Here is a 22,367-nt window from a genome sequence, read left to right as displayed (position 1 = left end):
TGGCTGATGCGACAGTGTCAGATTTCGGTACACGATTGGGGACAACACGGATGGCCGCAGTGAAGGTTAATGGCCGCACACCTGAGGCCAAGGCATTCCGTGTCGAGCGAGTCGTGAAAGCAACCCGTGAGTTGGCAACCGCCGGTGGCTACGAAGCCGTGCAGATGCGGGAGGTCGCTCGTGTCGCCCAAACGGCACTTTCGACGCTGTACAAGTACTACGCGTCGAAAGACGACCTCATCAATGCAGCTGTCGGTTCCGAACTGAACTCCCTGACCGAAGACGTGCTCCGCCGTCCGCCCAGACAGCGGACGGCGGAGGGTCGTGCCGGCGAAGTGTTTGTCCGGGCCTACGTGGCGATGGTCCGGGATCCGGGGTTCGCTCACGCCGCAATGTCCGCGGGCAATACAGTGCTCGAGTTCGACCTCGATCGGGTCCGACGTTCGGAAGAAATCAACGAGAAATCACCCTGGTCCAACACCTTCACCCAGATTGCTGCCATTCAGGCGTGGGGCCCCGACCATCGGTGCAACCCGATGCAGACCCGAGCACTGGACATGATGGAAACCCTGTGGGTCGCCGGCGTCGTCAGTTGGCTGAACGGGGATACGTCGGCCGATGAGCTGAAACGGCGCCTGCGCTTGGCGGCGAAGCGCTTGCTTGCCGCGGATTCCGCTGACCCGAAAGATAATTCAGCAGACAACGGCTGACCGGAACAAACCAGTCTGTACAACTGAATAAGACGCGATTGCGGCCCCGACTTTCCGAAGTCGGGGCCGCAATCTTGCCATGCCTGTGCCTTCCGCGAGGCCTGGATCGTCTCTGCGAGAGAACTTTCAAACCCGGAAACAATTCCCCAAATGTGTCTTGTGTCACGCCAGTGTGTGGAATACCCTCCACAAGAACATATTTCGACGGTGAGTCGGTTTTCAATTGACAGCGTCCGATCCGCGGGTGGATTCAGTGCCTGCGATGAGCTGTTCACCAACCGTCGTCGAGTGACCGGACAACCGACCGCTCACGGCTGAGCAATTCGCTCGCTTTCCGAGGAGAAACCATATGGCCCTGCGCCGTTCGTCTATCGCGCTCTTTATCGTCGGCTTGATGCTGATCACTGCTGCGGCGGTGATCAGGTACGTTGTTGTGCCGAATATGTCCAAGCTGCCCGCAGATACCAAAGAGGGCGCACTGTTCGAGGGCACACTCCGCCAGATCGACCCCACGACCTTCGGGCTTGACGCGGGCACGCCGATCACCATTGACCGCTCGTTGAAAGTTGATCGGGTAGTAGGAGATACCGCGCTCGTCACGTGCACAGTGGTCACCCATCTTCCGAGCGGTGACGTCACCGATGTCCGCTCTTTTGCGGTTAATCGCGAGGATTTCACCCAAGCCGCCCCGCCGGACGGAGTGTCGGTCGAGGACCAACGCGGCGGAATCACGCTGTCCTTCCCGATGAACCCCACCACCGACGACGCGCTCGTCTACGACCAGGTGACACGCACTGCTCAACCTGTCACCTACACCGGAACAACGACGCTTGCGGGGCGCGAGGTGTACGAATTCACCGGCACGGCAACCGCTCCCATCGTGGACCCCGCGGTTCTGGGTCCGGTCATGGCTGGAATCGCAGCTCTCGTCCCGGGCGGGGATGGCTCCACACTGCCGCGTGAGATAGTGCGGACCTTGATTCCCGCATTGTCGCCTGACCGGGCGGCTGCAGTGGAACAAGCACTAGCGGCTGCGCCCGACCCGGTGCCCCTCACGTACACCTCGGTGAACATGCTCGACGCCGCTGTCGACACTCATTTCGGTACGCCCATCCGCATCGCCCAGAACCAAACCGCAGTGCTCAATATCGCGTCGGGAGGCGCGTTGGTGCCACTTCTCGATCTCTCCCAGGTCCGGGCCCAGACCTCCGACGCGTCGATCCAGAAGGTTGCCGACAAGGTTGCACGGGGAGAACGGCAGCTGAAGATAGCGGAATTCTGGGTTCCGCTCGTGTCTGCGCTGGTGGGGGTGCTCCTTCTCGTCGTCGCGATCGTTCGGCGCAAGCCCGGTCGCGGTGGTGGCAACCACCTCGAGGTCTCCGGTTCGGGCACCGGCAATCCGGACGCGGAGTTTGTCCGCGCCCGCGGCTGACCGTCCTCAGGAGCGTCGCGCATTCCACTCTGCCGCGGCGTCGTCGATATCCTGCTTCAATTTCTCGAAGAACGACGGCGCCGGGGTAGGTATCAAATAGGCTGCGGCAGTGAGTGATTGACTGAGGGCGATTCGACGCTCGTCCAACTCGTCGTCGCTCAGGAGGGCCAGGTCCGACATTGTGAACACCTCCTTCGAAGCGTGGTGCTACTTTACCAAATCATTACCAAGTGCCGTAGATGACCTCTCGTGCCCAGTCGTCACGGAGCACATTCACAGAGTTCCCACAGTTGGCAACCCCTGACATCCGTTGAAGCTGCAACTATCGTCGAACGCATGAAAAAGATGTGGTGGATCGGCGGAGCAGTAGTCGTGGTCGTGCTCGCCCTACTCGTGGGGCCGTGGGCGTACGGGAAGTTCATCGCAGAAGATGACGCTCCCGCAGCCGTGGTGTCTACGGAAGGTGCCGAGGCGGCGTCCGGGTCGATCGACGGTGCGTGGACCGTCGTCGCGGGACAAGGGGACAACCAGACGGCAGCCGGGTACACCGTGCACGAGATTCTCAACGGATCGAGTGTGACTGTCGTAGGCACCACAGGAGAGGTGAGTGGCAATGCGACGGTCGACGGTGAAAAGCTCACGGCCGGCGAAGTGACCGTGCAGGTGGCGAGTATCAAGACCGACTCCGACCGGCGTGACGGCCAGTTCACGGGCAACGTGATGGACACCAGCACGTATCCGACGGCGACGTTCACGATGGACTCGCCGGTGGATCTGTCGTCGGTGCCGACGGATGGGACAACTGCGACGGTGACGGTGCCTGGCACGTTGACGCTCAAGGGCCAGTCCAAGCCGGTGTCCGTGGACATGACGGTTCTGCACTCCGGTGACACGCTGATCGCGTCCGGCTCCATTCCGGTGACGTGGACCGACTTCGGTGTGCAGCCTCCGTCCCTCGGGTTCGTAACTGTCGACGGCAGTGGCAGCGTGGACTTCCTGGTATCGCTCGACCAGTCCTGATCAAGCCCGGATGGCGGTGCGTTTCCGCCGCCAGGGAAGATTAAGGACATGAACTTGAATTCGCGGCGCGTCCTCAGGTACGAGTGTTGTCTCGGCGGACGGTCCCACTAATGCGACTGTGGAAGCCGTTCCGCTCAGGCGAAGACCCGGATCCGCGGTTCACTCTCGCAAACGAGCGGACATATTTGGCCTGGGTGCGCACCGCGACTGCGTTCATCGCGTCGGGCGTCGGCCTGGAGGCTTTTGGCGGCGACATTCTGAACGAGAGCGTTCGCTCCGGTCTGGCGGCGCTCCTCCTTGTTGGCGGAGCGCTGATCGCCGTCACATCTTTTGTCCACTGGATCAGTGCGGAGCGCGCGTTGCGTGCCGAACGCTCACTGCCGGTGCCTCTCATGGCGCCGGTAGTGGGAATCGTTCTGGTCATCTGTGCGACCGTCCTCGTGGTCGAGGTTGTGAACTAGCTTGACCACCGTAGAGCCGTCCGACGCAATCAGTCCTTCGGGCAGGAGCGCGATCAGCCCTCCTGACAAGGGATTACAGTCCGAACGCACGTCGCTCTCATTCGTGCGTACGAGTCTGTCCATCCTCGGTTTGGCCGTGGCGTGCCTGCGCTGGTTGCCGCCGTTCGGTTCGGTGGCGATGATCGGTCCCGCAATCGCGGCTGTCCTGATTGTCGCCGTCACGATCTACGAGCGTCGGTCGAGGTCTGCGCGGCTCGAGCTCTTTGCCAGGGAAAAGGCAACGCCCGCTTTGGGTATGGGTGCTGCACTGGCGGTGAGCCTGCTGGTTCTCGCGGCTAGTGGGTTGTGGATTCTGGTGACGTGAGTTCGGCTTTCGGTGACCATCCGGGAGGCCCGAACACATAGCCGCCGCGATTGCGCCATGACGTCGACGCTTTCCAATCGCGGGCAATGGCAGCGTATTCGCGCGTTTGCAGTGTCCAGATGTTGTACGTTCCGACTGGCGTCGTGAGTCCGTATGTCGGCCGGTGTGTTTCAGCGGCAAAGCTACCGAAGATCCGATCCCAGACGATGAGGATTCCGCCGTAGTTGCGGTCCAGATATTCGGCGTCCGACCCGTGGTGAACGCGGTGGTGTGATGGCGTATTGAAGATGAATTCGATGGGACGCCAGAGCTTTCCGACCCGCTCGGTGTGTACGAAGAACTGGTAGACCAGGCTGACGGAGAAGCCGACGAAGATCATCCACGGCGGAATTCCGAGGAACGGCAACGGTAGCCACATGATTATTTCGCCGCTGTTGTTCCACTTCTGACGCAGGGCGGTGCTGAAGTTGAAGTATTCGCTCGAGTGGTGCGCTTGATGTGTTGCCCAGATAACTCGAACGCGGTGTGCGATGCGGTGATACGCGTAGTAGAGGGCATCGATTCCGAGTAGCAGGATCACCCAGGTGTACCAGGCGCTCGGTGAGAGATGCCATGGCGCGAGATATACCCAGATGGCGGAATATCCGATCAGGGCAAGAACTTTCCAGAAGGCGCTGGTCGCGATGGAGACCGCTCCGAGTAGGACGCTCGTGCGGGCGTCGACGCCACGGTAACCGCCCGTCGCGGGGTGTGCTCGGCCGTCGGCGCGGTCGGGATGATCCTCGAGTTTGCGTGCTGCTGCCCATTCGATCACCAGGAAGAGGGCAAACGCGGGGATGGCCAGCGCTACCGGGTCATGGAGTGGTTCCAGGAGAGACTTCCAAGATTCGAGGAGGGTGTCCCACACGCTAGTTGTCCTGTCCGTTCACGGGTTTATCGTTACATTATGCATTAATGTGTAACGACACGGAAGATGCATTCCCTTGCGCCTTTCCATAGGGGAATGGTAGGAATTGCCGGTGCACATCACCGCAAAGGTGGACTACGCCGTGCGAACGTTGGCGGAACTCGCAGCAGCTGGTCCAGGCCCGGCCAAAGCCGAGTTTCTCGCAACGTCGCAGGTGATCCCCCATAAGTTTCTCGAGGCAGTTCTGTCGGATCTACGACGCGGCGGCCTTGTGACGAGTAAGCGCGGACCCGAGGGTGGTTACTGGCTTGCCCGTCCCGCGTCGGAAATCACGATTGCCGACGTCATCCGTGCAGTGGAAGGTCCGTTGGCGTCGATCCGTGGGGAGCGCCCCGAGGATGTCGATTACACGGGTCCGGCGACGCAGCTCAAGGATGTGTGGATAGCGGTCCGCGTCAATCTTCGCGCGGTGCTCGAGAACGTCACGATGGCGGATGTGGCCGACGGCCACCTACCTGACTTTGTGAATCAGTTGACGGCGGATCCGGGGGCCTGGAAGCGGCGCTGACGTTGGGGGCTGTAGCGGCGCTGACGTTGGGGGCTGTAGCGGCGCTGACGGTGGGGGCTGTAGCGGCGCTGACGTCAGTTCCCGGATCGGTCGAAGCGCGTCATGTCGAGTGGCGCGGTATTCGCGGAGTTCCCGCCGGATGATTTCGCTTCGTACATCAGATGATCGGCATGGACTATCGCGCGGGAGAACGCGGTGTAGTCGAATTGCTCCACGTCTGGGGTGAACGGCATCGTGGAGGCGCCGATACTGACTGTCGCCAGGGGGGCGTCCGTGGCTTCGACAACTGCGCGGGGCAGAGTCGCTATGCGTTTGCGTAGTCCGTATGGCGTTCCGATCATGACGAGCGTGAATTCTTCGCCGCCGGTGCGCGCTGCGTATCCGAATCCGTTGACGTGTTGTTGAAGTCGGTTGCCGGTTCTGATGATGACGGTGTCGCCGACTTCGTGCCCGTAGGCGTCGTTGACGGCTTTGAATTTGTCGATGTCGACGACGGCGACCGCAACGTCGACGCGGTTGGCGTGTGAGGTCGACCAGACCCGTTCGGCCATGTCCCAGAGTCCGCGCCTGTTGAGGAGGCCGGTCAGTGCGTCGACTTTCGATCCGTTGGCGCGTGCGAGTAGTTGCCGCCAGGCGAGTTGGATGGTGGCCGGGATGAAGATGACGGCGCACAGGATTACGTCGGTGCGCGCGATGACGCCGGCAGTGGGCAGCGTCCCGCGGGTGATGGCGAGGATCGCCAGGGAAATGATGAACGTACAGGAGAAGGCAAGGTGGAAGGCGAGCCATCGAAAGTTGAGAAAGTACGTGAAGTAGGCGCCGGAGGCTACGAAGAGCACCGCGCCGAAGAGTGCTGCATCGTGGCTGGTAAACGTGATGATGACGGAGGCTGTTCCCAGATCTGCCCAGATCCCGAACAGTTTCAGAGCGCGCGACCCGCGAACTTTTCCGAGGAACCAAAGGGCAGTGGGGATGAGGTTTACGGTCGCGAATGCGATGAGCCAGGTGCGCGCGAACTGTCGGTCGGGGCCTTCGCCGCTGATCAGGAACAGATAGGCAACCAGGGAAAAGTTGAGCGAGCAGAACCCGATGGTGAAGTTGACGAGCCGCAGCATTGAGCCGGGGCCGTTCTTCGATCCCCACAGCATGACCGAAGGCGGCACCGGCCAGCTTTGTAGGAGTGGGTCCATGAAATTCCTCAGTTGTTCAAGATCGGGTGGTTGATCCGCAGCGGTTAATCCATGCGGTTGGTTAATCAATGGCAACCGTTTTGACCATTGTCTGGTGTAGGCGTGGCTTTTGTCGAGGCGGTGCCGATCCGCGAGCCTGGCGAGTGTGACCTACCCGACAATTGCCGCGAAGCTGTGCCGGAATCCACAATTTTGCATGACTCTGCAAACTTGCAGATGTCTGCAAGTTCCGTAACGTGGAGAGAGTGATAACCGAGCCAGGTCTCCGAGACCGCAAGAAGGCGGCAACCCGCGCTGCACTCAGCAGTGCGGCAGAACGGCTCGCTCGGGCTCTCGGAATCGAGTGCGTCACCGCCGACGCGATTGCGTCCGAGGCTGGAGTGTCGACGAGGACATTCCACAACTACTTCTCCAGCAAGGAGGAGGCGGTACTCGCCAGCTTCGAGGAATCGGTAACTCTCTGGATCGAGGCGCTTGCATCTCGGCCCGCGGACGAACCGATTCTCGACGTCCTCGAGGATCTTGTGGTCGAAATCGTGACTGGCTCCGGTCCGACAGCGAGTAAGACAACAAGTATCTGGATGCTGTCGGACGCGAGTCCCGCTCTCTATCGGGATGCTGCGGACATGCATCAGCGGATCAACCGTGCAGTCATTCAGGCATTGGCCGAACGTACCGGCACGGATGTCGAGCGTGACCTGTACCCGACACTTCTCCTCGGAGCGGTGGCCGGAGCCGCTAAATCGGTGATCGACATCTGGTCCGGCGGAAAGTCGGATGCTTCCGGACCGGAAGAACTGGTCCATGACGCTTTTCGGCAAATTCGTGCAGGGTTGCCTGCGCCGCCACCGCGTCTCTGAGACACCACGTCTCTGAGACACCGCGTCTTCAGCACGCACACCTAATACCTGTCCACGTACACGCACCGAAACAGCAAGGAGCCCGTCGTGGCCACCTATCTCTATCGGATCGGCAAGTTCGCCTACCGGCGAAAAGGCGCGGTCCTCAGCGTTTGGTTGATAATCCTGGTTCTGATGGGCGTCGGGGCTGCGACCCTGTCCGGTCCCACCAAGGACTCCTTCAACATTCCGGGTACTCCCGCGCAGCAGGCCCAAGACCTGATGGCGGAGCGTTTCCCGGACGCTCCCAACGCTATGGATTCGTTGAGTGCCCGATATGTTCTCCAAGCGCCTGCAGGTACGACGTTGGCTGATCCGGCAAACGTCAAGGCCATGGACGACATGCTCGCGCAGATCCGCGCGATCGACACGGTCGAGGACGCTGCCAAGGTCGATCCGGCTACGGCGACGCCGGAACAGGCCGCGAAGGCGTTGGTCAACCCGGTTGCCGCCAATGATTCGATGACGGCGATGTTCCAGGAGCAGGCCGCTGCTGCCGGAACTTCCGAGGCAAAAGCAAGCTCAGACGCTGCGGCATTGTCGCCGCTCAGCGCGGACGGCACGGTCGGATACATCGAGGTTCCCTTTGTCGGCGCTGTCACCGATGCCGATGAGGCAATGCGTGAGTCGATCAATGCTGCTGCCGATGTGGCACGGGCCGAAGGACTCAACGTCCAGGTCAGTGGTACTGCGGCACAGGAAGCGGAGATGCCCGGTGGGCTCACCGAGTTGATCGGTATTGCCGTCGCTGCCGTCGTTCTGGCAATCACGTTCGGTTCGCTTGTGGCCGCTGGACTTCCGCTGATCACCGCGATCATCGGCATCGCAATCGGCAGCCTCGGTATTACCGTCGCGACGGGCTTCATGGACCTCGGATCGATGACGCCGACGTTGGCGATCATGATCGGTCTGGCAGTGGCGATCGACTACTCGCTCTTCATCATGTCCAGGTTCCGGCATGAGCTGACCTTGACCGACGACCGATCGGAAGCCGCCGGACGCGCAGTCGGAACTGCCGGTTCCGCAGTCGTATTCGCTGGTCTGACGGTCATCATCGCCCTCGTGGCATTGCGTGTCGTCGGCATCCCGTTCCTCTCGGATATGGGTGCGGCAGCGGCATTTACAGTGCTCATCGCAGTGCTCATCGCCTTGACGTTGTTGCCCGCGATCCTGGGTATCTTCGGCCGGAAGGCTTTTGCCGGCAAGATTCCGTTCCTCGGCAAGAAGGCTCAGGAGTCCGAGGATTCGGGTAAGCCAACGCTGGCTCTGCGCTACATCAGCGCCATCGTGCGACGCCCGCTCGTTCCTTTGATCGGCGGCGTTGTACTTCTGGGCGCTTTGGCTTTGCCGGCAACGGGATTGAGCCTGTCATTGCCGTCGGAGGCAACGGGTGATCCGGCAACAAGTTCGCGTCAGGCGTACGACTTGATCGACGAGGGCTTCGGTGGCGGTAAGAACGGTCCGCTGCTCGGTGTCATCGACGCACAGGGTGCAGACGTTCCGGCCGGCGAGGCATTCGAGAAGGTCGTCTCGACGATCTCGGGGCTGAACGGCGTCCAGAATGCACAGATCGTCAAAGTCAACCAGGCTGGCGATACCGCGCAGATGTTGATCACTCCGACAACCGGTCCCACCGATCCGGCAACCATGGAGTTGGTGAGCAGTCTCCGCAGTGCCGAAGCAGGACTGGCTGATTCGATCGGTGTGAGCTACGGAATCACAGGTCAGACTGCACTCGAGGGTGATATCTCGGATACCTTGCAGGACGCGTTGGTTCCCTACCTTGCGGTAGTGGTCGGCCTGGCATTCATCCTGTTGCTCTTGGTGTTCCGCTCGATCCTGGTTCCGCTGACCGCGACGTTGGGCTTCCTGCTCAGTGTGCTCGCGACATTCGGCGCCACGGTTGCGATCTTCCAGCACGGCTGGTTGGGAATTATCTCGAACCCGCAACCTTTGGTGAGTTTCATGCCGATCTTCCTGATCGGTGTGGTGTTCGGACTCGCGATGGACTACCAGGTGTTCCTCGTGACGCGCATGCGTGAGGAGTACGTCCACGGAGCTAACGCCAAGCAGGCTGTCACCATCGGCTTCAATCACGGTGCCCGGGTTGTCAGCGCTGCCGCGATCATCATGATCTCCGTGTTCGGTGCCTTCATCGCGGAGCCGAACTCGTTCATCAAGTCGATCGGGTTTGCGCTCGCTGCCGCAGTCTTCTTCGACGCCTTCATCGTTCGTATGGTGATCATTCCGTCGGTCATGGCGTTGCTCGGCGACAAGGCGTGGTGGCTGCCCAAGTGGCTCGACAAGATTCTGCCCAACGTCGACATCGAGGGTGAGAAGCTGAGCCAGCAACTCCGCGCCGACAGGGAAGCGGAATTGGCTGCAACATCTGCCTAACTGCACAGCAGGGTCCCACACACGTACCGCAATCGACTCCAAGTCGGTTGCGGCACGTGTGTTTTTGTCGGAGTTCCCGGTGGCCGAAAAAACCTTGCGGCACTTGTCGGCAGAGATTGGTAACCTTCGCTCACTATGCTGATCAGGCTGCTGCGCACTTACCTAGAGCCCTATCGTGGCGAACTGACGGGCGTTGTCGTCCTGCAGTTTATTTCGACTATGGCTGCCCTTTACCTTCCCAGTCTCAATGCCGACATCATCGACAACGGTGTGACAAAGGGGGATACGGGCTACATCCTGTCAACGGGTGGGGTGATGCTCCTTGTGACGTTGACGCAGATCCTGTGCTCCGTGGGTGCGGTGTACTTCGGTGCTCGTGTTGCCATGGGCATCGGACGCGATCTACGGGCGTCGGTGTTGCATCAGGTCGGTACTTTCTCGGCCCGCGAGGTCGGCTATTTCGGTGCGCCGTCCCTGATCACCAGAAATACCAACGACGTCCAGCAAGTGCAGATGATGGTCGTGATGAGTTGCACCATCCTCGTGATGGCTCCGATCATGTGCGTCGGCGGCATCATCATGGCGCTGCGTCAGGATCTGAATCTGTCCTGGATTCTGGGTATCAGCGTGCCGTTGCTGGCGATTTCGATGGGTTTTTTGATCGCGCGGATGGTTCCCGGCTTCCGGCTCATGCAGGGTCGTCTCGACGCGGTCAACCGTGTTCTACGCGAACAGATCACCGGTATCCGGGTTGTCCGCGCGTTTGTTCGCGAGCCTTCCGAGGTGAAGCGCTTTGGTGTAGCCAATGACGAACTGACCGAAACGGCGCTCGGTGTCGGAAAACTGATGGCGGTGATGTTCCCGCTGGTGATGCTGATCAGCAACGTCACCAGTGTCGCGGTCATCTGGTTCGGTGGGCATCAGATCGACAGTGGAGCCATGGAGATCGGCTCGCTCACCGCGATGCTCAGCTACATCATGCAGATCCTGATGGCCGTCATGATGGCTACTTTCATGGCCGTCATGCTGCCGCGTGCATCGGTCTGCGCAGAACGTATCTCCGAGGTGCTCGATACAGCGTCGTCGGTCATTCCGCCCGAGAACCCGATTCGAGAACTGAAGAACCCGGGCGTCGTCGAACTTCGCGGCGCTCAGTTCCAGTTCCCCGGCGCCGAGGAACCGGTGTTGCGCGACATCACTTTCCGGGCCGAACCAGGCAAAACCACCGCGATCATCGGCGGCACCGGATCCGGTAAGACAACGCTGCTCAACCTGATTCCGCGACTCATCGACGCCACATCCGGGTCGGTATCCGTCGGTGGTGTCGACGTCCGCGACATCGACACCGACCTGCTGTGTTCCGTTATCGGACTTGTTCCGCAGAAGCCGTACCTGTTCTCGGGAACCGTCGCAACCAACCTTCGCTACGGCAACCCCGACGCCACCGACGAGTGGCTGTGGGAATGCCTCGAGGTCGCTCAGGCCGCAGACTTCGTCCGCGCGATGCCGGAAGGCCTGGACACCCCGGTGTCGCAAGGCGGTACGACGGTTTCCGGTGGTCAGCGTCAGCGTCTGGCCATTGCGCGGGCACTGGTGCGCAAGCCGCAGATCTATTTGTTCGACGATTCGTTCTCGGCCCTGGACCTCACGACAGACGCGAGACTGAGAGCGGCGCTGCAGCCCGTTACCCGGGACGCCTGCATCATCGTTGTCGCGCAACGTATTTCCACCATCGTCGAAGCCGATCAGATCATCGTGCTCGATGACGGTGCCATCGTCGGTGTCGGTACCCACGACGAACTGCAAGTCAGTTGTCCCACTTACGGCGAAATTGTCGCCTCTCAGCTAGCCGTACAGGACGCATCATGAGCAATCGGCCGAGTTCCTCACCTCCGATCGGACCTCCCGGCGGTGGTGATCCCACCAAGAAGGCCATGAATTTCGGGCCTTCGCTGAAGCGTCTTCTTTCTCGGCTCAGCCCCGACAAGCCCGCTGTCATCCTGATTTTTGTTCTGGTCACGGTCAGTGTGGTGCTGTCTTCGATCGCCCCGAAGATCCTGGGTAATGCAACCAACCTCATCTTCGACGGCATTGTCGGTAAACAGCTTCCCGCCGGAATTACCAAGGACCAAGCAGTGGCGGGTCTGCGCGAGCAGGGCCAGAACCAGTTCGCGGACATGGTGTCCGGCATGAACGTGGTCCCCGGTACCGGGATCGATTTTGCCGAGGTCGGCCGAGTGCTGATGATCGTGCTGCTGCTGTTCGTCTGCGCGTCGCTGTTCAGTTGGTTACAGGCGTACCTGCTCAATATTGTCGTGCAGCGCACGGTTCGACGCCTACGCGAGGACGTCGAGCAGAAGATTCATCGACTTCCGCTGCGGTACTTCGACACTCATGCGCGAGGCGATGTTCTCTCGCGCGTGACCAATGACATCGACAATGTTGCGCAGAGCCTGCAGCAGACGCTGAGTCAGCTGGTGACGTCGGTGATGACGGTGATCGCGATCCTCGTGATGATGCTGGTCATCTCGCCGATTCTGGCTTTGATCGCCATCGCGACGGTTCCGCTGTCGATCATCGTCACGGCTGTCATCGCCAAGCGCTCGCAGAAACACTTTGTCGCACAGTGGAAGAGCACCGGCGGCATCAACGCGCAGGTTGAAGAAGCATTCACCGGACACGAGTTGGTCAAGGTGTTCGGCCGGCAGAACGAGGTCGAGGAGCGTTTCCGCACGCAGAACGAGAAGCTCTACCAGTCGAGCTTCAAAGCGCAGTTCATTTCCGGTCTGGTTATGCCTGCTGTCATGTTCCTCGGCAATCTGAATTACGTCGCCATCGCAGTTGTCGGCGGTATGCGGGTGGCCTCCGGCACGATGACGCTCGGTGATGTGCAGGCGTTCATCCAGTACTCACGCCAGTTCACGCAACCGCTCACGCAGATCGCGTCGATGACCAATCTGCTGCAGTCCGGTGTTGCCTCCGCTGAGCGGGTGTTTGCGCTCCTCGACCAGGAAGAGCAGTCCGTCGATCCCGCCGACGCGCAGTCCCCGGCCGTGTCCAAGGGCCGGGTGGCATTCGAGGACGTCGCGTTCAGTTACAAGCCGGAGCAGCCCCTCATCGAGGATCTGTCGTTGGTGGCCGAGCCCGGTCAGATGGTTGCCATCGTCGGCCCCACCGGTGCCGGCAAGACCACCCTGGTCAACCTGATTCTGCGGTTCTACGAGCTCAATTCGGGTCGCATCACTCTCGACGGTATCGATATCGCGAAGATGACGCGTGACGATCTGCGGTCGCGCATCGGCATGGTTCTGCAGGATGCCTGGCTGTTCGGCGGGACGATCCGGGAGAACATCGCGTACGGCAAGCCGGGCGCCACCGAAGAGGAGATTCAGCGGGCCGCCAAGATGAGCTACGTCGACAAGTTCGTGCACTCCCTGCCCGAGGGATACGACACCGTCATCGACGAAGAGGGCAACAACATCAGTGCCGGTGAAAAACAGCTGATCACCATTGCTCGAGCGTTCATCGCGCAGCCGTCCATTCTGATTCTCGACGAGGCCACCAGTTCTGTCGACACGCGCACTGAACTGCTGGTTCAGAGTGCTACCGCGGTTCTGCGCAGCGACCGTACAAGCTTTGTCATCGCTCACCGGCTTTCGACGATTCGTGATGCGAACTTGATTGTGGTGATGGAGGCCGGGCGCATCGTGGAACAGGGAAGCCACGAGGAGCTGCTGCTCTCGCGGGGTGCGTACTACCGGCTCTACAACAGTCAGTTCGTGGGCGCGGAGATCTAAGGCCTAAGTACACTGAAGCAGACTTGGTCCGCTGGGTGGACCACAATCTGTGTACTGGAGGCGCTCGGCGGTGCATTCGTTGCTGGGGAAGGCGCGCCTGATACTCGATTCCTTCGACGCGGATTCGGGCGCGCTTTCGCTGACCGAGCTTGCGAACCGAAGCGGCGTTGCGAAGGCGACGGTGCATCGAATAGCCGGTGAACTGGTGTCACTGGGCCTGCTGGAACGAGTCGGGACCAAGTACGGATTGGGGTTACGGCTTTTCGAACTTGGCCAGTTGGTGCCTCGTCAACGGATTCTGCGTGAGGCGTCGCTTACGTATGTGCAGGATCTTCATGCGGCAACCAGGGAGACGGTTCACCTCGTGATTCGTGACGGTCTCGAGGTTCTGTACATCGACAAGATCTCCGGTCATCACGGTGTGGACCTGCCGTCGCGGGTGGCCGGCCGGCTGCCGATGTATGCGACGGCCACCGGCAAGGCGATACTCGCGTACTCGCCGGATTCCGTATTTCGAGCGGTGGTTTCCAACGGATTTGTCGAGTTCACCGACCGGACGGTGAACTCGGAGGACGGGTTACGTAGGCAACTCGATGCCGTTCGCTCGGAGCAATTGGCGGTGGAGAGCGAAGAGGTTCGGCTGGGGACGTCGAGTATCGCCGCACCGATCTTCGGAGGACACGGGGAAGCGGTTGCCGCGATCGGCGTCTCGAGTCCGCGGTATCGAATGGATACCGAGCGCTTTGCCGAGCCGTTGCGCGCGGCAGCTGCCGGAATCAGCCGGAAGGTGTCGGTTCTCGAACGCTCTGCGTAAGCGTTCCTATCGACGCACCCACAGCAGTGCTATCACTCCGAGAACCGAAGCCCCGGTCATGGAGATGGCCACTGCAAGACTGGTATTACCCAGCAGGCCGACGATCGGTGCAACCACTGCGGCAGCGCCGAACTGCGCAAATCCGATCAGCGCGGCCGCTGAGCCCGCGGCTTCTCCGTGACGCGACAGGGCAACCGCCGGTGCGTTGGGCATGACAAAACCCGTTGCGCACAGCATCAGCAGGATGGGGACGGCAAACCCGACGAAGCCCAACGAGTCGGTGGCAGCAACGGCAACAAATGCAGCGCCGACGACGCTACTGCCCCACATTGCCCAGATCGTGATGGAATTCGGCGACCACCGTCCGAGCAGCACGACGTTGAGTTGAGACGAGCCGATCAGCACTACGGCCCCGCCGGCGAAGGCAAACCCGTACGCTGTGGCGCTCAGACCGAACTGTTCCTGCATTACGTAGGACGACGCCGCGATGTACGACCACAGCACACCACGGCCGAGACCGCACACGAGAACCAACACCATGAAGTGAGCATCACGACCGAGTGCAATGTAGCTTCGCGCTATCGCGCCGATGCCCTTGCCTGACCGATTCTCGGGTGGAAGTGTTTCCGGGAGTGACGCTGCGGCGAGTGCAATCATGGCGATACCCAGGAGGAAGAGAGCGAGAAAGACTCCGCGCCATTGTGTTACGGACATCAGTGCCCCGCCGATGGACGGAGCCAGGATGGGCGCTACGCCCATGACCAACATCAGTCGCGAAAGTACCACCGCCGCATCGTGTCCGGTGAAGAGATCACGAACGATCGCCATCGCGATCACACCGGTGGCCGCGGCGCCAAAACCTTGAAGGGTTCGCAGCGTCGTGAGGACTTCGATGGACGGCGCAAAGAAGCACGCCAACGATGCGCCGACGTGAATCACTGTGCCCACGAGCAAGGGGCGTCGACGCCCGTAGATGTCGGAAAGTGGGCCGATGATCAACTGACCGAACGCAAGACCGAGAAGCGTCCCGGTCAGGGTCAGCTGAACCATTGTCTCCGACGTGCCGAATTCCTGCGTGATCTGCGGCAGCGCAGGAAGATACATGTCGACGGTGAACGGCCCGAGGGCGGTGAGGATTCCGAGAAGCAGTACCAATCGGATCCGTGCACCGCCCGTCGGGGCGATTACCGTTCGTTCAGTTGTGCTGTTGGTCAAGGAAACCCGAAACAACACTGTAGTAGTCGTATGGCCGCTCTTCCTGAAGATGATGCGACGCCTGGTCCATGATGTAGAGGTGGCCATGCGGGATCATCCGCGCCAGCATGAGCGGGTAGTCCGGGGTGAGGAACGCGTCATGCATTCCCCAGGCGAAGAGCGTCGGTGCCTGGATCTGGCCGAGTTCGGCTGTGAGGTCCTGCCAATCGCCACGAGGGGAGTCTGCCGAGGCAGCCAAGGCCATTTCCTCGGGGTCGAGGCTTTGCTCGTATCGCATCTGGAGGGTTTCGGCGGGCAACTTCGATCCGTCGAACCATTCTAGGCTGGTGATCAAGGTGCGGAGTTTTTCGAGGGTGGGGCCGGTGCCGCCGTAGTAGACGTCGCGGGCGTTGCGGCCGCGACGGCCATCTTCGGGGAGGGGCGCGAGCGGGCCGTAGAAGACGGGCATACTGCCCGTGATCACCAGGGAGCGAACGCGTTCCGGGTACTTTGCCGCGAGATTGAGCGCTATGGTGCCGCCCCACGAGTTGCAGACGAAGTCGGCGCGTTCGATGCCGAGTTCGTCGAGCAGAGCAACCATCTTGGCGGCGTGGAAGTCCCACATGGGGCCGGTGATGGTGCACTTGTCGGACCGACCGTATTGCAGGAGATCAACGAGAATCGCCCGTCGATCCGAGGCGAAGAGAGGGGCCACCGGCCCGAAGTCGGACCACGCGGTGCAGCCGGGTCCACCTCCGTGCAGGAAAATCGTGGGGTCGCCCTCGCCGAGGTCGTAGTAGTGGAATGTGACGCCATCAGCTTTGGCGTACAAGCTCTTCGGTTGATCAGCCATGGCTATACCTGACCTCGAGGTGACAGCAATGGGAAGTATTGCGGTCCGGCAGGCGAACCCGGTTCGTGGCTGCGACACTTCCGAATGCCTAGCGTGCTGGCATGAGAACAGAACTCGAGCACGCGCGTGATCGCGCAGAGGCGATGATCGGAACGCGGGAAACACGAGAGCTGGGAACGGTGCGCCCGGCGGAGTCGATTGCTTTTGCGGTTGCCGCCGCCGAGACCGACCCCCGGTTTCTGGACCCGGAGCACCCGGCATTTGCGCTCCACCCGATGTATCTGCCTTCGCTTTTGCGTGGTCCGCAGGGCGGATCCGATCGAGAGTACCGATCAGACGGCATGTTTCGTGACGAAGTCCCGGGCACAGACGGCATCGATGTTCGCTTGATGGCAGGCGGGCAGAGTGTGACGTTCCTGCAACCAGCCCCGTTCGGCGAGCCGGTCACCGTAGCGCGGGTACTCGATACCGTGGCGATCAAAGGTCGGGCTCCTGACGAGTTTCTGCTGCTTTCGGTCACCAAGACCTATCGGGGTGCGCAGTCCGGCGCATTTGCCGAGGTCGTCGAGAAGTTCATCGTCCGATGACCGAAACCGTAGTCGTCGGCACACCGATCGAGTCGGTCGCTTTGGTATGCGATCCGGTCCGAGTCCTTCGATTCGGGGCGTCGACGCACAATTCGCACCGTATTCACTACGACGCCTCCTATGCTGCGACGGAAAAGCTGTCCGCGCCGGTTGTCATGGCTCAGTTGCAGGGCACGCTCTTCCACCGTGCTGCCGCACAGTTTGCCGGTGGATATGAAGGCGTTGTCTCCGTGTCGTGGCAGAACCGTGCGCCTGCTCCTGTCGGAACCACACTGGAAGTCTCGGGTGAAGTCACTGAGATACATGGTGAGAAAAAAACTTTGACTCTACTAGAGCACTCCGATGACGGTGTCCTGTGTGCTGTCGGAACCGCTGTGGTGGTCCGGGTCTGCTGAGCGAACCGAATCCGTTGGCGTAGAACGCGATGTCGCCCAAGATCTGTTTCATTCAAACGTTCAGTGTCGAGAGGACTTCACATGACTGGTGTCGAGGCGTCGGAAGCCACGTTCGCGCTGCCCGAGCGGCCGCGAGCGGCCGGTCGGCAGGATTGGACGGCATGGCCGGGTTACAACGCAGCCGGCAGCGGATACCGCGGTTACTGGTACCCGGTCACGTGGTCGAACCACATCACCAAAAATCCCAAGAGCTACACGATTTGTGGTGAAAAGCTGGCGATCATCCGCGACGCCGGTAAGGCGTACGCCCTGCATGATCGGTGCCCGCACCGCGGCGTTCCACTGTCCGAGGGTGATCAGCAGTTCCCGGGCACCGTCAGTTGCCCGTACCACGGCTGGACGTACCGTCTCACCGACGGAAAACTGGCTGCGGTCATCACCGACGGTCCGGATTCCAAGATCTGCGGCAAGCTGAACGTCCAGACCTATGCGGTCGAGGAGCGACTCGGTCTGGTGTGGGTGTACATACCGATCGCCAACGAGCCGGCGCCGTCCATCGACGACCAGTTGCCGCGTGAACTCGTGGAGAACAAGGGCATCGTCGGCGGTCGCATTCAGCCGCGAGAAGGTAACTGGCGCTTCGCATGTGAGAACGGTTTCGACGAGGGACATGCGAAGTACCTGCACCGCACCGCATTGTGGCGCTTGTTCAAGCCGATGCCTACGTGGAACATCACGAGCATCATCCCGGAGGGTCGCTGGATTTACCGGGTACAGGAAGAGGTGTACTGGGAGGCCGACTTCCCGGGCGTGGGAACCTGGACCAATAAGCGGTGGTGGAAGAAGAAGCCCGACGAGACCCAGATTTCGCAGATCGGAAACGTCGGTGCCGGTCTGGATGTCAATCCTGTGATCGCAGCACAGAACTTTCCCGGTTTTGCTTCGCTGTCGATGCCCGGCGTCCTGCGCATCGCGTACCCCAAGTTCATTCACTACGAGTTCTACGTGCCGGTGGACGAGGACAACCACAAATATGTCGGCCTCATGGTCAACTTCGTCTCCGGTGCAGCAAAATTGGGGTTCTACGCCAAGTACCTCGGCGCGATCCGCTGGCTGTTCCACGGTCAGTTTTCCGGGCAGGATGCGTGGATGGTCGAGGTCACCGACGCGCCGCCGGAGAAGCTGTACCGACCCGACGTATCGCTGACAACGTGGCGAAATCTGGCAGAGGAAGAGTACGCCGAGAAGATCGCCGCCGCGGCCGAACACACCCCCAAGGCGCCGGTTCGGCCCACCCGCGAGCGTCGGACGGCTGCCCCGCGCCCGGCTCCGGTCACCGACGCCCAGATCCCCACCGGCACCAGCGAATAGGAGAAACGCATGTTCAAGATTCTGACAGCAGTCGCTATCGGTGCCGCTGTTGCCGTGGCAGTTCCCAAACTATGGCAGTTGGCGGGCGAACGCAGCAATACCCAGGTACATCAGGTCAATCCATGACCACTGCGAGGGCCGACGCTCTCGCAGGCCTCGACGACACGCGCCGGGAATGGGTCGAGCAGGCCTGGGCCAACGTCGATCGCGCGAGATTGCGAGATCTCACCACCGGGGTTGTGGACATCCCCAGCCCCACCGGCGACGAAGCACCGCTGGCCCGCCACATCACGGCGGTCTTGACGGCGTCGGGCATCGAGGCCCATACGATGGATCTCGATGACCGGCAGGCGAACTCGTGGGGACGATTGCGCGGTGACGGGTCCGGGCCGGATCTGTTGCTGTATGCGCCGATCGACACCGTCACGACAGGTGATCCGGCAGAAGATCTCCCGTGGGTGGGAAACGAGTTGCGAGCCGACCTGACGCCGCACGCCCAGGTCGACGAGAACTACGTCATCGGGTTAGGTGCGTCGAATCCGAAAGGCCATGCCGCCTGCATCATCGCAGCGGCCGAAGCAATTGCCGCAGCCGGTATTCCACTCCGCGGTGACCTGGTGCTCGGATTCGGTGCCGGTGGTATGCCGACCAATGCCCGCCCCGGTGTCGGAAACCCCCGGCGCAATACCGGTCAGGGCGCCGGCTGCTCGTTCCTCCTGGAACAGGGAGTGTGGGCGGACTGTGCGCTGATCGCCAAGCCGGGCTGGACGGTCTCCTGGGAAGAAGTGGGGCTGGCTTGGTTCGAGATCACGGTGCACGGGCTGCACACCTACGTCGGTTCTCGCCACCGGCTGCCGTATCGCAACGCGATTACCGCGGCCGGTGAGGTTGTCGCGAAACTGGAGGAATGGTTCCCGAAGTACTCAGCGGCGCATCAGGACGGATTGGTTGCGCCGCAAGGAATTGTGGCCAATATTCGTGGCGGGTGGGAGAGAACAGCGTCGTTCACCCCTGAGCAGGTGCGCCTGACCGTTGATCTACGGCTGAGTCCACGGACGACGCCCACCGCCGCCAAACGTGAACTCACTGCCGTGGTTGCGGACATCGCACAATCGCTGGATCTACAGATCGAGGTCGAACAGGTGCTGGCAATACCGGGGGAGGGTTCGGATCCGCGGATGTGGTTGCGGCACTCGGCCGTCGACGCGTGGGAAGCCGCTGAGGGGAAGCCTCATCAGGACTTCTTCGACGCCAGTGGTGCAACCGACGCAAACATCTTGCGCAGCCGCGGCATCCCGACGATCCGGGTGGGTATGCCGAAGGTGGTCGACGCTCCGTTCGAGGTGGACTTCGCGATGGGGATGAACACAGTCGATCTGGCTGCAGCAGAAAGATTTACGAAGTATCTGATCCGAGTGGCCCTCGATACCGTCACCCGCTCGCTCGAGGAAGTAGGAATCGACTGATGGCGAAGATAGTTCTGGGTGTCGGTGCTTCCCACAGCACATTGATGAACACCCATTGGGAAGAGACGACGCACAAGGCGGAGGCCGAACGCTTCCGGGACGCGCTGCATCTGACCCGGGAGAAAATCGCGGAAGCGAATCCCGATGTTGTATTGATACTCGGCTCCAACCACTTTCGTGGTTTCTGGCTGGATCTGATTCCGGCTTTCACGCTCGGCGTCGGCGAGTGTATTTCCAGTGGCGAGTCCGGTACACCCAAGGGCCCGCAGCAGGTGGACGTGGACTTCGCGAGGCACCTTGCAAACGAGCTGATCGAAGGTGGCCGGTTCGATCTTGCCTACTCGGCTCGATTGCAGATCGATCACGGTCAGTCCCACGCGATTCAGTATCTTCTCGACGGAATCGATGTTCCGATAGTTCCGTTGGTGGTCAACGTATTCGCGCCGCCGCTGCCGACTTTCAAGCGATGCGAGGAAGTGGCGAAGGCTCTGCGGGACGCCATTGCGTCGTACCCTGCGGATACCCGCGTGGTGGTGATCGCCTCCGGCGGTTTATCCCATCGGCTGCCCTGGCCTGACTGGCGTGACCCGCACGGTGAGGACGAGGATTTCATGGTTCAAGCCTGGCTGGACGGTCGGGAGAATTGGTCCGACTACGACGTCCGACGGCGTCAGATCATCCGTGCCGCCGATGCCGCGATCACCCCGGAGTTCGATGACCGAATTCTTGATCTGTTTGCCAGTGGCAAGGCAAGTGAGCTTGCCGAGTTCACGACGGAGCAGATCGAGGACGAGGCGGGCAATGGTGCGCAGGAGCTACGGACATGGCTCATGATGGCGGCCATGCTCGACTACATTCCGGGAGAACGCCTTGCCTACGAAGCGATTCCCGAGTGGCTCACCGGTATGGGCGTCGCGGTTCTCGATCCAGCTGGAACAGCCAGCGTAACAACATAATCTGCCACCTTCAGCAAAGGAAGTTTCTCTCATGACAATCTGGAACGAACTTGCCGGACTCGATTTCGAGTTGACGACCGTCGACGCGGGCGGTGTCCCCACGCGCTCTCTGCAGGCCGGATCCGGCGACGAGGCCGTGATCTTCCTGCACGGCACCAGTGGACACCTCGAGGCATTTGCACGCAATATCGCGCCGCACGCCGAGTCCTACCGGGTTCATGCGATCGACATGCTGGGTCACGGCTACACCGGTAAGCCTGATTACCCGTACGAGATTCCGCGTTACGTAGAGCATTTGGTGAATTACCTCGACGCGGTCGGGCTGGATCGTGTGCACCTGGTGGGCGAGAGCCTCGGTGGTTGGGTCGCCGCCTACCTGGCCAGCGAGCAGCCCGAACGTGTCCTCTCGTTGCAGTTGCTCGCGGCTGGCGGTACCGTCGCGAATCCGACGGTGATGGAGCGTATCAAGACCTCGACAGCGAAGGCCGTTCAGAGCGACGACATCGAATTGACCCGCGCCCGCATGCAGTTGCTCATGCACGATCCGGCCAATGCAACGGAGGAATTGGTTCAGGCGCGTCACCGGATCTACCACCAGCCCGACTTCGTGGCCAACATCCACAACCTTCTTTCCTTGCAGGAGATGGAGGTTCGCCAGCGGAATCTGTTGCGCCCGGATCGGATGGCACTCATCAAGGCGCCTACCCTGGTGGTCTGGGGACAGGAAAATCCGTTCGGCGACGTTCCTGAGGCGAAGAAGATGGCCGAGGATATCCCGGGTGCTCAGCTCGAGCTCTACGCGGAGTGCGGTCACTGGCCGCAGCACGAGCAGGCAGCGAAGTACAACCCGCTGAGCCTCGAGTTTCTGGCCAAGGCGTCAGCAAGCGCGAAGGCAGCCATCTGAGAACCAAACAGACTGCTGCGTAACAGAGCCGGCCTCTCGATCAGGAGGCCGGCTCTGGCGTTTTCCGAAGGTACAGTCATCG

The 22,367-nt window shown here is 61.0% G+C and carries 22 protein-coding genes; 17 read left to right on the top strand and 5 right to left on the bottom strand.

The features are described 5' to 3' along the window. Positions 1-50 precede the first annotated feature (50 nt). The gene (locus RG2_RS24055; RefSeq protein ID WP_051730582.1) at positions 51-710 is read left to right on the top strand and encodes a TetR/AcrR family transcriptional regulator; all 660 of its coding nucleotides are present in this window, start codon (positions 51-53) and stop codon (positions 708-710) included. Between the two features lie 349 nt (positions 711-1,059). After that, positions 1,060-2,142 (top strand): porin PorA family protein, encoded by a 1,083-nt coding sequence (locus RG2_RS24050; protein WP_033235095.1) that lies wholly within the window; start codon positions 1,060-1,062, stop codon positions 2,140-2,142. A gap of 6 nt (positions 2,143-2,148) precedes the next feature. Here the strand turns inward: RG2_RS24050 and RG2_RS31900 are convergent, their stop codons facing one another. After that, positions 2,149-2,322 carry a hypothetical protein gene (locus tag RG2_RS31900; RefSeq protein WP_165826333.1) on the bottom strand — a complete coding sequence of 58 codons (174 nt, stop codon included), beginning with the start codon at positions 2,320-2,322 and terminating at the stop codon, positions 2,149-2,151. A gap of 156 nt (positions 2,323-2,478) precedes the next feature. Here RG2_RS31900 and RG2_RS24040 point away from each other — a divergent pair, with 156 nt between their 5' ends. From RG2_RS24040 to RG2_RS24030, 3 genes are all read left to right on the top strand, one after another. Continuing rightward, a complete protein-coding gene (locus tag RG2_RS24040; RefSeq protein ID WP_033235093.1) occupies positions 2,479-3,162 on the top strand; it encodes a YceI family protein in 684 nt (227 codons plus the stop codon). A 110-nt stretch (positions 3,163-3,272) separates the two neighbouring features. Beyond that, a complete protein-coding gene (locus tag RG2_RS24035; RefSeq protein WP_033235092.1) occupies positions 3,273-3,623 on the top strand; it encodes a YidH family protein in 351 nt (116 codons plus the stop codon). Position 3,624: 1 nt separating this feature from the next. After that, the gene (locus RG2_RS24030) at positions 3,625-3,987 is read left to right on the top strand and encodes a DUF202 domain-containing protein (protein WP_033235091.1); all 363 of its coding nucleotides are present in this window, start codon (positions 3,625-3,627) and stop codon (positions 3,985-3,987) included. On the opposite strand, the gene RG2_RS24025 is transcribed toward RG2_RS24030, so the two are convergent. Beyond that, on the bottom strand, positions 3,959-4,894 hold the full coding sequence (locus tag RG2_RS24025; RefSeq protein ID WP_033235090.1) for a sterol desaturase family protein: 936 nt from the start codon (positions 4,892-4,894) through the stop codon (positions 3,959-3,961). The two genes, RG2_RS24030 and RG2_RS24025, sit on opposite strands and share 29 nt — an antisense overlap. A 112-nt stretch (positions 4,895-5,006) precedes the next feature. Here RG2_RS24025 and RG2_RS24020 point away from each other — a divergent pair, with 112 nt between their 5' ends. Beyond that, a complete protein-coding gene (locus tag RG2_RS24020) occupies positions 5,007-5,462 on the top strand; it encodes an RrF2 family transcriptional regulator (protein WP_033235089.1) in 456 nt (151 codons plus the stop codon). 74 nt (positions 5,463-5,536) lie between these two features. Here RG2_RS24020 and RG2_RS24015 read toward each other — a convergent pair whose 3' ends face one another. Beyond that, entirely contained in the window at positions 5,537-6,652 is a 1,116-nt protein-coding gene (locus tag RG2_RS24015) for a GGDEF domain-containing protein (RefSeq protein WP_033235088.1), read from the bottom strand. A 245-nt stretch (positions 6,653-6,897) separates the two neighbouring features. On the opposite strand from RG2_RS24015, the gene RG2_RS24010 reads away from it, so the two are divergent. The 5 genes from RG2_RS24010 (at position 6,898) to RG2_RS23990 (ending at position 14,559) form a co-directional block, all read left to right on the top strand. Then, positions 6,898-7,512, top strand: a complete 615-nt coding sequence (locus tag RG2_RS24010; protein WP_033235087.1) for a TetR/AcrR family transcriptional regulator — start codon at positions 6,898-6,900, stop codon at positions 7,510-7,512. Positions 7,513-7,599: 87 nt separating this feature from the next. Next, a complete protein-coding gene (locus RG2_RS24005; protein ID WP_033235086.1) occupies positions 7,600-9,948 on the top strand; it encodes an MMPL family transporter in 2,349 nt (782 codons plus the stop codon). A 135-nt stretch (positions 9,949-10,083) separates the two neighbouring features. After that, a complete protein-coding gene (locus RG2_RS24000) occupies positions 10,084-11,817 on the top strand; it encodes an ABC transporter ATP-binding protein (RefSeq protein ID WP_033235085.1) in 1,734 nt (577 codons plus the stop codon). Continuing rightward, positions 11,814-13,745 carry an ABC transporter ATP-binding protein gene (locus RG2_RS23995; RefSeq protein WP_033235084.1) on the top strand — a complete coding sequence of 644 codons (1,932 nt, stop codon included), beginning with the start codon at positions 11,814-11,816 and terminating at the stop codon, positions 13,743-13,745. The genes RG2_RS24000 and RG2_RS23995 overlap by 4 nt, the downstream gene beginning before the upstream one ends. 70 nt (positions 13,746-13,815) lie before the next feature. Next, positions 13,816-14,559 (top strand): IclR family transcriptional regulator, encoded by a 744-nt coding sequence (locus RG2_RS23990; RefSeq protein WP_033235083.1) that lies wholly within the window; start codon positions 13,816-13,818, stop codon positions 14,557-14,559. A 6-nt stretch (positions 14,560-14,565) separates the two neighbouring features. Here the strand turns inward: RG2_RS23990 and RG2_RS23985 are convergent, their stop codons facing one another. Both RG2_RS23985 and RG2_RS23980 read right to left on the bottom strand, forming a co-directional pair. Further along, positions 14,566-15,774, bottom strand: coding sequence for a multidrug effflux MFS transporter (locus tag RG2_RS23985; RefSeq protein WP_051730592.1), 1,209 nt, complete (start codon positions 15,772-15,774; stop codon positions 14,566-14,568). Beyond that, a complete protein-coding gene (locus RG2_RS23980) occupies positions 15,755-16,606 on the bottom strand; it encodes an alpha/beta fold hydrolase (protein ID WP_051730581.1) in 852 nt (283 codons plus the stop codon). Before RG2_RS23980 ends, RG2_RS23985 begins: the two co-directional genes overlap by 20 nt. 101 nt (positions 16,607-16,707) lie before the next feature. On the opposite strand from RG2_RS23980, the gene RG2_RS23975 reads away from it, so the two are divergent. The 6 genes from RG2_RS23975 (at position 16,708) to RG2_RS23950 (ending at position 22,285) form a co-directional block, all read left to right on the top strand. After that, on the top strand, positions 16,708-17,193 hold the full coding sequence (locus RG2_RS23975; RefSeq protein ID WP_033235081.1) for an FAS1-like dehydratase domain-containing protein: 486 nt from the start codon (positions 16,708-16,710) through the stop codon (positions 17,191-17,193). Continuing rightward, a complete protein-coding gene (locus RG2_RS23970) occupies positions 17,190-17,588 on the top strand; it encodes a hotdog family protein (protein ID WP_033235080.1) in 399 nt (132 codons plus the stop codon). The genes RG2_RS23975 and RG2_RS23970 overlap by 4 nt, the downstream gene beginning before the upstream one ends. A gap of 81 nt (positions 17,589-17,669) precedes the next feature. After that, complete coding sequence (locus RG2_RS23965; RefSeq protein ID WP_033235079.1) at positions 17,670-18,959, top strand: aromatic ring-hydroxylating oxygenase subunit alpha; 1,290 nt, start codon at positions 17,670-17,672, stop codon at positions 18,957-18,959. A 122-nt stretch (positions 18,960-19,081) separates the two neighbouring features. Further along, the gene (locus tag RG2_RS23960) at positions 19,082-20,425 is read left to right on the top strand and encodes a M20 family metallopeptidase (protein ID WP_033235078.1); all 1,344 of its coding nucleotides are present in this window, start codon (positions 19,082-19,084) and stop codon (positions 20,423-20,425) included. Then, the gene (locus RG2_RS23955; RefSeq protein ID WP_033235077.1) at positions 20,425-21,381 is read left to right on the top strand and encodes a DODA-type extradiol aromatic ring-opening family dioxygenase; all 957 of its coding nucleotides are present in this window, start codon (positions 20,425-20,427) and stop codon (positions 21,379-21,381) included. Before RG2_RS23960 ends, RG2_RS23955 begins: the two co-directional genes overlap by 1 nt. Positions 21,382-21,412: 31 nt before the next feature. Continuing rightward, a complete protein-coding gene (locus tag RG2_RS23950; RefSeq protein WP_033235076.1) occupies positions 21,413-22,285 on the top strand; it encodes an alpha/beta fold hydrolase in 873 nt (290 codons plus the stop codon). The last annotated feature ends 82 nt before the right edge of the window (positions 22,286-22,367 follow it).

It is taken from the genome of Rhodococcus globerulus NBRC 14531 (genome assembly GCF_001894805.1).
Classification (GTDB): Bacteria; Actinomycetota; Actinomycetes; order Mycobacteriales; family Mycobacteriaceae; genus Rhodococcus_F; species Rhodococcus_F globerula.
This window is presented reverse-complemented; position numbering and strand designations above follow the sequence as displayed.

What these genes read in the sequence shown, in the direction of transcription:
- RG2_RS24035 (WP_033235092.1), top strand. Translation starts at nt 3,273, where the DNA reads ATGCGACTGTGGAAGCCGTTCCGCTCAGGCGAAGACCCGGATCCGCGG.
- RG2_RS23970 (WP_033235080.1), top strand. Translation starts at nt 17,190, where the DNA reads ATGACCGAAACCGTAGTCGTCGGCACACCGATCGAGTCGGTCGCTTTG.
- RG2_RS23955 (WP_033235077.1), top strand. Translation starts at nt 20,425, where the DNA reads ATGGCGAAGATAGTTCTGGGTGTCGGTGCTTCCCACAGCACATTGATG.
- RG2_RS23950 (WP_033235076.1), top strand. Translation starts at nt 21,413, where the DNA reads ATGACAATCTGGAACGAACTTGCCGGACTCGATTTCGAGTTGACGACC.
- RG2_RS23995 (WP_033235084.1), top strand. Translation starts at nt 11,814, where the DNA reads ATGAGCAATCGGCCGAGTTCCTCACCTCCGATCGGACCTCCCGGCGGT.
- RG2_RS23960 (WP_033235078.1), top strand. Translation starts at nt 19,082, where the DNA reads ATGACCACTGCGAGGGCCGACGCTCTCGCAGGCCTCGACGACACGCGC.
- RG2_RS24055 (WP_051730582.1), top strand. Translation starts at nt 51, where the DNA reads ATGGCCGCAGTGAAGGTTAATGGCCGCACACCTGAGGCCAAGGCATTC.
- RG2_RS24015 (WP_033235088.1), bottom strand. Translation starts at nt 6,652, where the DNA reads ATGGACCCACTCCTACAAAGCTGGCCGGTGCCGCCTTCGGTCATGCTG.
- RG2_RS24040 (WP_033235093.1), top strand. Translation starts at nt 2,479, where the DNA reads ATGAAAAAGATGTGGTGGATCGGCGGAGCAGTAGTCGTGGTCGTGCTC.
- RG2_RS23975 (WP_033235081.1), top strand. Translation starts at nt 16,708, where the DNA reads ATGAGAACAGAACTCGAGCACGCGCGTGATCGCGCAGAGGCGATGATC.
- RG2_RS31900 (WP_165826333.1), bottom strand. Translation starts at nt 2,322, where the DNA reads ATGTCGGACCTGGCCCTCCTGAGCGACGACGAGTTGGACGAGCGTCGA.
- RG2_RS23980 (WP_051730581.1), bottom strand. Translation starts at nt 16,606, where the DNA reads ATGGCTGATCAACCGAAGAGCTTGTACGCCAAAGCTGATGGCGTCACA.
- RG2_RS24050 (WP_033235095.1), top strand. Translation starts at nt 1,060, where the DNA reads ATGGCCCTGCGCCGTTCGTCTATCGCGCTCTTTATCGTCGGCTTGATG.
- RG2_RS23965 (WP_033235079.1), top strand. Translation starts at nt 17,670, where the DNA reads ATGACTGGTGTCGAGGCGTCGGAAGCCACGTTCGCGCTGCCCGAGCGG.
- RG2_RS24000 (WP_033235085.1), top strand. Translation starts at nt 10,084, where the DNA reads ATGCTGATCAGGCTGCTGCGCACTTACCTAGAGCCCTATCGTGGCGAA.